At 52.6% G+C, this 13,876-nt stretch carries 10 protein-coding genes; all 10 read right to left on the bottom strand.

Annotated elements, in window-relative coordinates:
• Positions 1-3: 3 nt before the first annotated feature.
• A complete protein-coding gene (locus BUB30_RS25210) occupies positions 4-1,011 on the bottom strand; it encodes a COX15/CtaA family protein (protein WP_073139966.1) in 1,008 nt (335 codons plus the stop codon).
• Between the two features lie 113 nt (positions 1,012-1,124).
• Positions 1,125-3,011, bottom strand: coding sequence for a cytochrome c oxidase subunit I (locus BUB30_RS25205; protein WP_073139963.1), 1,887 nt, complete (start codon positions 3,009-3,011; stop codon positions 1,125-1,127).
• A 20-nt stretch (positions 3,012-3,031) separates the two neighbouring features.
• Positions 3,032-4,108, bottom strand: a complete 1,077-nt coding sequence (locus tag BUB30_RS25200; RefSeq protein ID WP_073139961.1) for a cytochrome c oxidase subunit II — start codon at positions 4,106-4,108, stop codon at positions 3,032-3,034.
• A gap of 15 nt (positions 4,109-4,123) precedes the next feature.
• A complete protein-coding gene (locus BUB30_RS25195; protein WP_073139958.1) occupies positions 4,124-5,512 on the bottom strand; it encodes a quinol:cytochrome C oxidoreductase in 1,389 nt (462 codons plus the stop codon).
• 44 nt (positions 5,513-5,556) lie between these two features.
• Entirely contained in the window at positions 5,557-6,225 is a 669-nt protein-coding gene (locus tag BUB30_RS25190; RefSeq protein ID WP_073139955.1) for a c-type cytochrome, read from the bottom strand.
• Between the two features lie 16 nt (positions 6,226-6,241).
• Positions 6,242-6,772: a DUF3341 domain-containing protein gene (locus BUB30_RS25185; RefSeq protein ID WP_073139953.1), complete on the bottom strand. Its 531-nt coding sequence runs from the start codon at positions 6,770-6,772 to the stop codon at positions 6,242-6,244.
• A 21-nt stretch (positions 6,773-6,793) separates the two neighbouring features.
• Positions 6,794-8,191 carry an NrfD/PsrC family molybdoenzyme membrane anchor subunit gene (nrfD, locus tag BUB30_RS25180; RefSeq protein WP_073139951.1) on the bottom strand — a complete coding sequence of 466 codons (1,398 nt, stop codon included), beginning with the start codon at positions 8,189-8,191 and terminating at the stop codon, positions 6,794-6,796.
• Positions 8,192-8,251: 60 nt separating this feature from the next.
• Complete coding sequence (locus BUB30_RS25175) at positions 8,252-11,362, bottom strand: TAT-variant-translocated molybdopterin oxidoreductase (RefSeq protein WP_073139948.1); 3,111 nt, start codon at positions 11,360-11,362, stop codon at positions 8,252-8,254.
• Positions 11,363-11,404: 42 nt separating this feature from the next.
• Positions 11,405-12,649, bottom strand: a complete 1,245-nt coding sequence (locus BUB30_RS25170; RefSeq protein WP_073141160.1) for a c-type cytochrome — start codon at positions 12,647-12,649, stop codon at positions 11,405-11,407.
• Positions 12,650-13,050: 401 nt separating this feature from the next.
• Positions 13,051-13,845: a TIGR02757 family protein gene (locus tag BUB30_RS25165; protein ID WP_245804172.1), complete on the bottom strand. Its 795-nt coding sequence runs from the start codon at positions 13,843-13,845 to the stop codon at positions 13,051-13,053.
• Positions 13,846-13,876: the final 31 nt, after the last annotated feature.

Raw genomic sequence — 13,876 nt, 5'->3', positions numbered from 1 at the left:
ATGCTATGCCAATGCAGGCTCTTCTTTTCTATTCATTTTCAGCAAGAACAAAAACTGTGTTCCGAAAGTGACTGTCGCAAACAGCAGGTGCACCGGCTGGAGGAATGGCGGCACGGCGAAATAGGCCATGCTCAAACCCGTTAAAATGGTCCCCAAAATTAGCAGGATTAGGGCAAGGGTGAAAGTTTTTGCCCCCTCAGTTTTACGCAATCTCAGGATTAATCCCACATGCATGATCAGCACGATCCAGGAGAAGGAACGGTGAATGATGAACTCCCCTCCCAGGTTGGCGATCCACGCCTCGCGCGCCACCCCCTGGGCCACGCGATCGATTGCTTCCCGCACCTGTGTGCCCAATAGGATCTGCACCAGCAACACGGCCATCGAGGCCACGAGCCACCAGAAGCCTATAGACGAATTGATCTCGGGGCGATAGCTGCTTTGGTCTACGAGATATACCAATAAAGCCACGATGAGCAGGGCCAGAAACATGTGTACGGTGATGGTCCATGGCGTGAGGTTACTGGACACTACAAACGATCCCAGCCACCCTTGGAACCCGACCAGCACAAACGTTATAAAAGCCACCACGGTGAACCTGCGTTCGCTTTTCCAATAGCCCAGCGAGACCACGAAAACCGCGAAGATGAGAAAGCCGATGATGACCCCGACAATGCGGTTCACGTATTCGATCCAGGTTTTTACCGGGTTGAAATCATTTTCGTGTAGCACCCCCGGGTCGTTGAGGATACCCGCCGCGGTGTCGTCCATGCCTACAGCCGACAGATACTTGGCGAACCGCTTGTTCTTTTTTTCGCGATGGGCGGCGTAGATCTCTTTGTAGTCCTGGGGCAATTGCGAGACGGATGTGGGGGGCACCCAGTTGCCAAAGCATTTCGGCCAGTCGGGACACCCCATACCCGACCCGGTGCTGCGCACAATGCCCCCTACGAGGATGAGCACGTACACGGCAATGAGCGTTGAGAGGGTGAGCCTGCGAAATGATCTCATAATGATTTCCCCTATGCCTTAAAATGAGAGCGGATGTGCCCTAAAAAATCAAGGTTCAAAGTGGGGAGAAGTCCTTCACTTTGAACCTTGAACCGAAGATCGTAAGTCGTCAATTAGTGCTTGCTTCCTTCCACCACAATAGATCCGTCGCCGTTCAAAGTCTCCAGTTTGATGAGCTCATTTTCGTGCGGCAAGTTGGATTCCGGTGTCTCGGAGTACGGGATATTTTGAGGGATGTAGTCTTCCTTCGCACCCGGCTTGCTATAGTCGTAGGGCCAACGGTATACGGACGGGATCTCTCCCACCCAGTTGCCGTGACCAGGGTTGCGCGGTGTGGTCCACTCCAGGGTTGTAGATTCCCAAGGGTTGGCGGGGGCCAGTCGGCCGCGGAACATGCTGTAGAAGAAGTTGAACAGGAAGATGAATTGGGCGCTCAGCGTTACGATCGCAGCCACGCTCACCAACATGTTCAGGTCGGCAAAGCCGCTGAATGTTTCAAAGTTTGTCCAGGAGTAGTAACGACGGGGGAAACCGGCGATACCGATGTAGTGCATGGGGAAGAACACCATGTATACACCGACGAAAGTCAACCAGAAGTGGATGTAGCCCAATGTGGGATTCACCATTCTGCCAAAGAATTTCGGGAACCAGTGGTACACACCCGCCATCATCCCGAAGAACGAAGCGCTACCCATTACCAAGTGGAAGTGGGCTACGACGAAGTATGTATCGTGCAATTGAATGTCGATGGCCGAGTTGCCAAGGAAGATACCAGTGATACCGCCCGTGAGGAAGAACGACACCAGACCGATCGAGAACAACATGCCCGGTGTGAAGTGGATGTTACCTTTCCACAGCGTGGTCACGTAGTTGAAGATCTTCACTGCAGAAGGCACGGCGATGATCAGCGTGAGCAACATGAAGATGGAACCGAGGAAAGGGTTCATACCCGTCACAAACATGTGGTGAGCCCACACGATGAACGACAGGATGGCGATGAAGAGCATGGAACCGATCATGGCCTTGTAGCCGAAGATAGGCTTGCGCGAGTTGGTGGCGATGATCTCAGACGAAAGTCCGAGCGCCGGCAACAACACGATGTACACTTCCGGGTGACCCAGGAACCAGAACAAGTGCTGGAACAGGATGGGGCTACCCCCCTCGTGTGCCAACGCCTCGCCGCCGATGTAAATATCCGACAGGTAGAAGCTCGTGCCAAAGCTGCGGTCGAAGACCAGCAACAGGGCTGCGGCAAACAATACGGGGAATGATAGGATACCGATGATGGCCGTAAAGAAGAACGCCCAGATCGTGAGGGGCATGCGTGTGAAGGACATACCTTTTGTGCGCATGTTGATAACCGTGGTGATGTAGTTGATACTTCCGAGGAGCGAGCTCACGATGAAGAACACCATGGCTACGAGCCACATGGTCATGCCCAGGCCCGAACCTTTAATGGCTTGGGGCAATGCGCTCAACGGAGGGTAGATCGTCCAACCGCCGCCGGCAGGGCCTGTTTCCAGGAAGAGCGAAATGAACATGATCACGCTCGACAGGAAGAAGAACCAGTAGGAAAGCATGTTCATGAAACCGGATGCCATATCGCGGGCACCGATCTGCAGGGGAATGAGGAAGTTCGAGAAGGTACCGCTCAGACCGGCTGTGAGCACGAAGAACACCATGATGGTGCCGTGCATGGTCACCAGGGCCAGGTAGAATTCAGGATCCAGTTTTCCTTCGGGAGTGATCCAGCCGCCCAAAACGGGCTTGAGCCAATCCAGGTTCATGTCGGGAAAACCGAGTTGCAGACGGAAGATCACGGAGAGTGTACCGCCCAGCAAGGCCCAGAAAATACCGGTGATCAGGAATTGTTTTGCAATTACTTTGTGATCCTGGCTAAAAATATAAGTGGTCCAGAAATTACCTTCATGGTGCTCATGATCCTCATGATCATCGTGATGGTGAACATCTTGGTGGAGGTGAATATCGGTCGTTGCCATGTTTTGATAAATCTTTTAACCTATTGTTTTACTTCCGCTACTGTTGCGCCGGGATCTTTCTGCATGCCTGCCTGGATCATCGCCGCTTCCTTCAATGCTGCCGGTACCTTATCGAGGTAGCCGGGATTCTGTTTCAACCATGCTTCCTGTGAAGCCTTCCAGCGCTCATACGCCTCTTGACTTTCTACGACAACAGGCATTTTCATCGAGAAGTGACCACGTCCGCAGATTTCGGTGCAGGCCAGTTCGTAATTAAAGTTCGGGTTGCCAAGCTCGTCGCGCATCTCCTGCGTGGTCTTGGTGGCTTTGAATTTGAATTGGGTGGGCATACCGGGCACGGCGTCCATCTTCACCCGGAAGTGAGGGAGGAACACACTGTGGAGCACGTCCTTGGCACGGATCTTCAACAGGATCTCCTGGTCAACGGGCAAGTGCAACTCCAGCGATTTGAAATCGTCGAAGGAATGCTTGTCGGACAGGTCGAGACCAAATTCGTTGCCGAAGTTGTCGATCAGTTTATAGCTTACTTTTCCAAGTTCTTTGTCTTTCACGCCGGGGTAGCGGGCGGTCCATGCAAATTGCTGGGCCACGAGCTCGATCACTTCCGCGTCTTTCGAGGCAGGGCTTGTGATGTCGTTCCAGGCGCGCAGACCGGTGAAGATCAACACCGCCAATACGATCGCCGGGATGATGGTCCATGCCAACTCCAGGTAGTGATTGTCGGGGAAATACTTGGCTTTGCGGCCTTCTTTGTATTGATATTGGTAGATGAACACGAACATGACGATGCTGATGATCACAAACGCAATCACCGTCACCCACATGGTGATCCAGAACAGGTTGTCAGTATGTTTGCCGTGCACGGAAGCAACGGGCAACGTGTATTCGTGAAAATGGCTGAAGGAATACCAGAAGAACAGGCCGAGGCTTCCCACCATGAATACGATAAAAAGGGCTGCATTTACTTTGTTCGCCGTACTTGACTTTTCGTCAACCACACCTCCTTTTGCAATGCTTACCAGGTTGCCTACCCGGAAGATCATATAGAGGATCCCCAGGATGAGAACAACGCCAAGAATAATAATCAAACTCATCATATCAGTTTCTATACATTAAATGTGGTGATGAAGACTCTCTTGTAACATCGGATCGTTTTTGCCAAACAGCGGCAGCTTCGTCAGACTATTCAGCACGACCAGCAGGAACACTGCGGCGAAGATCAAGAACATACCGATCTCCACAAAGCCAATTCCTCCAGAGTGCTTCATGACGCCGGGCGTTACCATGTTGAAGAAGTCGAACCAGTGACCGATGATGACAATGGGGCAAACCAGCTTCAGAGTAGACAAGTGGCGCTTTGCATCGCGCGTCATGAACAACAGGAACGGCAACACGAAATTAACAATAATATTGAAGTAGAAGATCCAGCTGTACGGACTGTTGCGCATCCGTTCTACGAAATACACGGTTTCCTCGGGGATGTGTGCGTAGTAGATCAGCAGGAATTGCGAAAACCAGATATAGGTCCAGAAGATGGAGAAAGCGAACACAAACTTGCCCAGGTCGTGGAGGTGGTTTGCGTTTACGATCTTGAGGTAGCCGGCACTCTTCAAGTGTGCGGCGATGAGGGTGATCACGGCCAAACCGGTTACCCACCAGCTGGCGAATACATACCAGCCAAACATGGTGCTAAACCAGTGGGTGTCGATGCTCATCACCCAGTCCCATGCGGCGATGGAAGAGCTGGCACCGAAGAATACAAGGAACCAAGCGGAAAGACCGCGGCTCTTGTACCACCAGGAAGTTCCGCCTTCCAGGTCCTCGGAGATCATATTCTTGCGGATTTTGGAGAAGAACCAGTACCACAAGCCAAAGAACAATACCATGCGGAAGATGAAGAAGATCGGGAATGTGCCGCCTTTCAAAGGCCAGAAGAAGAACGGTCCTTTCTTATCGATGATCTTATCGAATTGAGGTCCGTCCTGGTATAAATATGAATGCGTCCAATGGAAAATGTCGTGTTTCGTAACGAACCAGAGGGCAAGCATGAGCAAGCCGGCAACCGGAATCCAGGTGCCCATGGCGAGCGCAATGCGCTGTACTCCTACCGACCATCCCGCCTGTGCGGCATATTGGACGGCTACGAAAAACAAACCGATGATGCCCAGACCGGCGAAATACACGTTGTTCATCCACAGGGTGGTGTACAGACGCTTGATCCAATATTTGGTTTCGTGGTGCTCGCCACCGGCTTCGTGATGACCTTCGGAAGCTGCGGCATGCTCTTCAGCGGTGGCCACCAGGTGTGTGGCTTCTACTGATGCGTTATGACCACCATGACCACCGCCATGCTCTGCTCCCTCAGCCGTTGCCGGGTCTTTCGAAAAGAGCAGGCCGAGCACTAAAAGGAGCGCTCCAATACCTAAAATGGCATAAAGCTTCGTCTTGAGCGATGGCTTGAATACATAATGTTCTTCCGTAACTTCTACTTGATGAGCCATTGTTTTATCGTTATCCGTTTTTCAGTTCTACGTTGGTACCTCAATTATTTTTGAAGGGTCTTCACATACTTGGCGATCTTCCAGCGGTCTTCGGGGCTGATCTGTGATCCGTGCGACCACATGAGGCCTTTGCCCATCGTGATCACGTGGAAGATGTGACCTTCGCTCACGCCTTTCAATGCGTCGCTGGTCAGGTTGGCTACACCGGCATAGATCGAACGTTCCTTTTGTTCGCCGTTCACTTCTACCTTGATGCCACCGGCAGCTACTTTGCCGTCGCCTTTGCCTTTGGGGCCGTGGCAGTGGTCGCAATAGGTCTCGTATAATACTTTTCCGTCGGCAATGATGGCGGCCGTGGAGTCGAGCGGGCTCTTCACGTTGGCTGCGGCAAACGCGAGGCTGTCTTTACCGAGGCGGTAAGGCAACCATCCGTGCTTGTTGCGGGCTACGGTGTGGGGAGCCGACTCCCGCATGTTCATGCGGTAGGGGTTGAACTTATTGGAGTTGTAAAATTCGGCGTGGCCATCGGGATAGTCGATCGACGTCAGCCAGCGTCCCGCATCCTCGTCGGTGATCTGAGAATAGGGCTCATACGCCACGGAGTGATACATGTTGGGGGCATATTCTGTTCCCTGGTTGTCACCACCGGCACCACAGGAAGTCAACACGACGGCGGCAGAAAATGCTACAAACAAAGTGGATACAATGCGCATATGGTATATTCTCGGATTATTCAAAGTTCTTTTCATTCACTTCAGTGGCACCAGCGGCTTTCAGGATGCTGGTGATCTCGCTTTTGCTTTTGCCGTGGTTCAGCGCCAGGTCAATGGCCATCACGTGTTTGTCGTCGGTGCTGCGCAAGTCGAACTGGCGGGGCCAGCGGTAGGGCTTCAGATCGCTTACGATCATGAAGGTCGCCACCATGCCGAGGGCCGACAACAATACGGTGAGCTCGAAGGTCACAGGGATAAAAGGCGGCAGCGACACAAAGTTCTTACCACCGATGATCATGGGCCAGTCATAGCCCAACATCCAGATCTGCATGAGCAGGGCCAGGCTGGTGCCGGTCATGCCGAACATGAAGGCGGCGATGGGCAAACGGCTGCGTTTGTAGCCGAGCACCTCATCCAGGCCGTGCACCGGGAACGGCGAATATACTTCGTGGATCTTCACACCCTTTTCGCGGATGGAAGTCACTCCGCTGACGAGCACATCTTCGTCGTCAAATATTCCTACTAAATAATTTTTTTCTGCGTCCATTGTCTCTGTTTTACAAGTGCATTAATGATGCGTATCGTGCGTGTCGGCGGTTACTTTTTCGGAGCCTACCTTGATGATGCTCTTCACTTCGGCCATGTTGATCACGGGGAAGAATTTGGCAAACAACAGGAAGGCGCAGAAGAACAAACCGAAGGTGAACAGGTACTCCCCGATGTCGTACATCGTGGGGTGGAACATCGTCCAGCTCGACGGAACGTAGTCGCGGTGGAGCGAAGTAACGATGATCACAAAGCGCTCGAACCACATACCGATGTTTACGATGATGGACAGGATGAACGTGGCCGCGATGCTGGTGCGGATCTTCTTGATCCAGAACAGCTGCGGGGAGATCACGTTACACGTCATCATGGACCAGTATGCCCAGGCATACGGACCTTGCACGCGGTTATAGAAAGCATATCCTTCATACTCCACGCCGGAGTACCAGGAGATAAACAATTCAGTGATATACGCCACCCCTACTACCGAACCGGTCACGATGATGATGATGTTCATCAACTCGATGTGGTAGATGGTGATGTAGTCCTCCAGTTTGAACACCACGCGGGTGACCAGCAACAGGGTCAACACCATGGCGAAACCGGAGAAGATAGCACCCGCAACGAAATAGGGCGGGAAGATGGTGGTGTGCCAGCCGGGGATAACCGACGTCGCGAAGTCCATGGATACGATCGTGTGAACCGAAAGTACGAGGGGTGTGGAAAGACCGGCGAGGATCAACGCTACAGATTCGTAACGCATCCAGGTCTTGGCGCCACCCTGCCAGCCGAAGCTGAGGGCGTTGTATACTTCGGCACGTATCTTATTGCCTTGCACTACGGCGCGGTCGCGGATAACGGCGAAGTCAGGGATAAGACCGATATACCAGAACACCAGTGATACGGTGAAGTAAGTCGAGATAGCGAACACGTCCCACAACAGGGGCGAGTTGAAGTTGGCCCAGAGGGAACCGAAAGCGTTGGGGAGCGGAAGCGCCCAGTAGAAACCTAACCAGAGGCGGCCCATGTGCATGAGCGGGAAAGTGGCGGCACAGATAACGGCGAAGATCGTCATGGCTTCAGCAGCGCGGTTGATCGACATTCTCCAGCGCTGACGGAACAGCAACAAGATGGCCGAGATCAGCGTACCGGCGTGACCGATACCGACCCACCACACGAAGTTGGTGATGTCCCACGCCCAACCTACGGTCTTGTTAAGACCCCAGACGCCCACCCCATTCCACAACAGGGTGCACACGCAATAGAAGCCAAAGGCAAAGAAGATGGAAGAGACTCCCATAGCCATCCACCACAAACGGGTGGGACTTCCTTCCACCTGCCGGCTGATGTCGTGCGAAACATCTTTTACTGTTTTGCCACCGGTTACCAGGGGATCGCGAACTACTGAACTTACCTGCATTTTATGATTATAAGTTATCCGTTATACACTTATTCGTTTTTCGATTTTTCAACCTCGGTCTTACGCCTTGGTTGCATCCTTGTCCTTGTTTCTTACTTTGGTGAGGTACCAGATGTTGGGCTTCACGCCGATCTCTTCGAGCACTTGGTAGGCACGGGGATTGTCCGTGATCTTGTCTACGCGGTGCGGGCGTTCGGGGTCTGCCGGTCTGATCTTCAACAGCTTGGAGATCTTGCTCTCGGGGTTGTTGATGTCGCCGAATACAATGGCGCCCGTGGAGCACGATGCCTGGCAGGCGGTTACCACTTCGCCGTCGTTCATCGGTCTTCTTTCGCGCTTGGCGGTGAGCTTGCCGGCCTGGATGCGTTGCACGCAGAACGAGCATTTCTCCATCACACCGCGTGAACGTACGGTCACATCGGGGTTCAATACCATCTTGCCCAGGTCGGTGTTCATGGCCGGGTTAGCGGTTTCGAACTGACGGTTGTCGTGATATTTGAACCAGTTGAAACGTCTTACTTTATAAGGACAGTTGTTTGCGCAATAGCGTGTTCCGATACAGCGGTTGTAGGTCATTTGGTTCAGACCTTCGGTGCTGTGCGTCGTAGCTGCCACGGGGCATACCGTTTCGCAAGGTGCGTTGTTACAATGTTGGCACAGCATGGGCTGGAACACCACTTCAGGGTTTTCCGCAGCCACTTCAACACCTCTCCAATCGTCGGCGGGAGCGTCGCTGCTGTAGTAGCGGTCGATGCGCAGCCAATGCATTTCGCGGCGCTTGATCACTTCTTCGCGACCTACCAGCGACACGTTGTTCTCTACGTTACAAGCCACCACGCAAGCGCCACAACCGATACAGGTGTTCAGGTCGATGGCCATGCCCCAATGGTGATCTTTGTATTCGTGACCTTTCCAGATGGCCATTTCGCCGGGAGCGACTTTATGCTTGGGATCGGCCCAGGTGGAAACCGTGGGATGGAACTCGCGGTCCCAATGTTTTTCCTGGAATTTGGCCAGGGTGGTTTCCTGCACCACGGTCTGACGGCCCATGTACGTGTTATGGGTTTGCGTCTGCGCGATCTGGTATTCTTCGTTTGTCTTATCGAATTTCACATTGTTGAGCACATAGCTCAACGAGCCGTTCACCATCGCTACGAGCGGGTAAACATTCACACCGATGCCATCGGCTACCTTGCCGGCTTTGGTGCGGCCGTAGCCGAGGGGTACGCCGATCGTGCCGGGAGTTTGTCCGGGTTGAACCAACACGGGAAGCTTGACCGACTTGCCTTCTACGGCGATCGTGAAATATTTGGTGATGCTTTCGCTGAAGTTGATGTCCTTCGCGTCTTTCGGAGATACGGTTACATAGTGATCCCAAACGGCTTTGGTGATGGGATCGGGAAGCTCTTGCAACAACGGGTTGTTGGATTGTGATCCGTTACCGATGTTACCGCTTTCGTAGATCACCAACTCGAAGCCGGCTGACTTCGGTGTGCTGGCAATCGCGCTCGCAGCGGCGTTCACGTCGCCGGCGAAGGCTACAGCTGCTGCCGGTTCGGCGGGCAACTCCAATACGCCATCGTAGAGGGCTTTGTCCCAGAACGTTTGGAAATCGCCTTGGCCTTTGTAGAACCAGGTCTTCCAGTTGCTTTGGAGAATTTCAAAGTAGTCGGCTTTCGGTTCGCCGGCCCACAGCAAAAGGCTTTCTTGCGCGGCACGCGACTTGAAGATCGGCGTGATGGCCGGCTGGCCTAAGCTGTACATATTTTTCTTCGGCTCGGCGTCGTTCCAGGCTTCGAGGTAGTGGTGATCGGGTGCCAGGTATTGTGCCTGCGCGCCGGTCTCTTCTTCTTTATAGCTGGTGGCTACCGTCAGGGCTACGCTCTTCAGCGCTGCGCCCAGTTTGTCGCCTTGGGGATAATCGTATACTGGGTTGCAATTGTAGAAGATCACGCCGTCTACTTTGCCGCCTTCCACGTCGCTCACAAATGCTGCCATGGCGGCATCGTCGCCTTGACGATAGTTCACCGTAACGGCGGTGTCGATGGTGGTGCCGTAGCTTCCCAGCATGTCGTTGATGCCGTTCACGAGGATCTGAACCGATTTGTCGTTCGAACCCGCTACGACCAGCGCTTTGCCACGGGCAGCCCACAGGTCTTCCGCAGCTTTGGCGGCGTATTTTATTTTCTCATCGCCACCCGAAACGGCAGGCTTGCCGGCTTTGGCTGCGATCAGGTTATACAAGGTCACGATGACCGTTCCTTCTTCCGAAGGTTTGATTTGTCCTCTGTAGTCGGCGTTGGCACCGGTGATCGACAAGATTGACTCGAACTGATAGTGGCGAGACATCTCTTTCTTTTCTTCGGTCACATCGCGCGTAATGGCGTATTGCTTGGTGAATTCTATCGGGGAGATCCAGCTGCCCAGGAAGTCGGCGGCAACGCTCACGATCACGGAAGCTTTGCTGAAGTCGTAGGAAGGAATGAACGCCTTGCCGAAAGAAGCTTCGTTGGCTTTCAACACGCCGTAAGCAGATACTTGATCGTACTGAACGTGTTGTGTCGTAGGATATTTCGCTGTGAATTTTGCGATGGCTGCTTTTGTGCTGGGGCTCAGGATCGAGTTGCTAACGATGCGGATCTGACCGCCTTTGCCGGCAATTTCACCCAACTTTGCGCCTACCTCCTTGTCAAGATCTTCCCAGGTGATCTTTTCTTTCTTCTCGCCGCCTCTTTTAAAAGGACCGCGGAGTCTGGAGTTGTCATATAAAGAGAGCACCGAAGCCTCTACCTGAGCGCTGGTGCCGCCTTTGGACACGCTCGAAAGCGCGTTACCTTCAATTTTGATCGGACGACCTTCGCGGGTCTTCACCACGATGCTGGCGTAGTCGCCGCCGTTGGTGTAGGTTGAAGCGTAGTAGTTCGGGATGCTGGGATCGATGTCGAGCGGCTTGTTCACATACGGAATAGCCTTGCGCACGGGCGCTTCGCAAGCGGCCAATGCTACGGCCGACACACCAAAGCCCATCATTTTCAAGAAATCCCTGCGGGAATGACCCAGATCTTCTTCCGGTCCTGGCTGAGCAAATTCTTCGTGAGCGTGCTTTACAAACTCCGGGTTGTTGGCCAGTTGCTCTATGCCTTTCCAGTATACCTTCTTTGATTCTTCCATAAATCGTTTATCGCGATGCGTTGACCGTAATTATTCTATATATTAATAGTGACACTTGGCACATTCCAATCCACCTTCATCCTCTACCTTCATCGGTGTCTTCGACTTTTCTTTGTGCAGCTCTACCAGCTTGTCGTAGTATGCGTTGCCTTTGGTGTTCACATCGGTTTTGCGGTGGCAATCGATACACCAGCCCATGGTCAATAAAGAGTGCTGACGAACAACGTCCATCGTTTCGATAGGACCGTGGCAAGTCTGGCATTCAACGCCCGCCACATTCACGTGCTGGGAGTGGTTGAAGTAGGCCAGGTCAGGAAGGTTGTGGATACGAACCCACTCGATGGGTTTCTTATTTTCCCACGCCGCCGTGATCTTGGCAATTTCGCCCGTTCCTGTCTGCTGACCTTCTTTGATCTGGTTGTGGCAGTTCATACAGATGTTGACAGAAGGAATGGTAGCGCTCTTCCCTTTCATGACGCCTACGTGGCAATATTTACAGTCGATCTCCAATTGACCGGCGTGGATCTTGTGCGAGAAAGCAATCGGCTGCTTGGGAGCATAGCCTTGCTGAATACCGATAGAATATAAACCGTTGATCACCGCTTTGAAGCCCAGCGCACCGGCCAGGAACACCACGATGAAAATGAAACCCGAGCTGCTGGTCACTGTACCGAGCGTGATGGGTGAATGAACAACTTCTTTCTCTTCCTCTGAAAGTTCTTTCTGATCGAGGAAACGCTTGAGGGCGGAAACCAGGAAACCTAAGATGATCAACAACAACACCAGGATGAGGAGCATGCCGGCGAGGATGACGTCGAGGTAGGTTTTCGAAACACCGCCATCGCCGCCGCCTGTGGGAGGAACCGGACCGTTAGGTACCTGGGTAACAGCCACCTTCTCCGTTTCGGCCTTGATGTAGGCCAGGATGTTCATGATGTCGGCATCCTTAAAAGAAGAAAAAGCTGTCATCTGAGTTTTGTTGAACTCATTGTACAGCTTGTTGGCGTAGTCATCTCCACTTGCGATGACACCGGAGGAATTCTTCACAAACGACTTGATCCAGTCGATGGAAGGGGCCCGGTCGTAAACGTTTTGCAACGCGGGACCTACTAACTTGGACTTTACTCTGTGACAGGCTTTACAGTTGGCATTAAACAATGTCTCACCAGCGCTGATGGCAGCGGGCTCTTTGGAGATTTCCTGAGCGTTAGATGTAAGATTGAGAAATGCGAAGACGAAAACCAGGGAGAGGAACTTGCAAGCGGAGGAGATAAAATTTCTATTCATGTTTGGTTCAGTGTCCGTTTTCAAAACAAGCGGCACAAATCTACTATCGGAACTCATTTTTTCAAATTTATTTAGGCCGTTGCGCAATAAATTATGGGGTTTTCGTGCCCCATTTCAAAACCTGCGAAAGGTAATTACGGAATGCTTAGATGGGGTCAATTTCGAAGAATATCAGTGTAATTTAGAATGATTTTAAATTGAAAAGAGCACATTTCACCCGTGTAAAACCGGACTTCTCATGTATGTTTTGAGTGCCTTCGAAACAAAGACGGGAACTTTTCTATTTTGCTAACGATGGCAGAAAGGACGTGTGGTAAATCGCTCCTTTGTCCGCGTCATTTTCAAGGCTCAACGGCCCCGATCCGGTGGCCGCCAACCCTGCACACAATCTCCGCACGAGGTCAGCTTTTCTTTTTCGACCGTCCTTCCTCGATGCCCAAACCGAACAAGGCAAAGTCGTACTTCACCGGGTCGGCCGGATCGAGCCGCGATAAATTGGCGGTGAGTTCCAACGCCGTTTGCCAATCGGTTTGTTTGCGACGGATCAGTTTCAGCCTCCGCCCTACCCTGTCCACGTGCAGGTCGCACGGACAGACGAGCTGTGCCGGCGATATATTTTTCCACAACCCGAAGTCAACACCTTTGTTGTCGTTGCGCACCATCCAGCGGAGGTACATGCTGAGGCGCTTGCAGGTCGACTTTCGTTCCGGGGTGGAGATGTGTTTGCGCGTGCGATGGGGATAATCGTCGAGGCTAAAAAAAAGATCGTGAAAATGGATCAACCCACCCTCTATCGTCTTCGCCCGTGGATCGACTACAAAAGCCTCCTCAAGCGACGTGTGGTGTTGGTAGAACCATTTGAGGAACTCCACAAAATATAAGGTGTCGGTGGCGTTGAACGTACGGTGTTTAAAGGTCTCCAGCGCTTTCAGGTCACGCGCCCGGTGATGAAGGATAAACTGATGCGGATCGTTGTCCATCAGGCTCAACAGCTCCTGGCACTTGCGCACGATGGTCACGCGCTGCCCCCAGGCCAGCACGGCGGCAAAGAGGCCGGCGATCTCGATGTCTTGTGGCTTGGTGAAGGCATGGGGAATGGAGATGGGATCCAGTTCGATGAACCCCGGTTGATTGTAGCGGTCCACCTTCTCGTCCAGGAACGCTTTCAGTTCGGCATCCTTCAACTTCTTGGCCACCTTGTTCCCTTCAATATTAAATGGTTATGAT

This window comes from Chryseolinea serpens (genome assembly GCF_900129725.1).
Classification (GTDB): Bacteria; Bacteroidota; Bacteroidia; order Cytophagales; family Cyclobacteriaceae; genus Chryseolinea; species Chryseolinea serpens.
The sequence above is the reverse complement of the archived record's forward strand: the minus strand, read 5'-3'. Positions and strand labels throughout refer to the sequence as shown.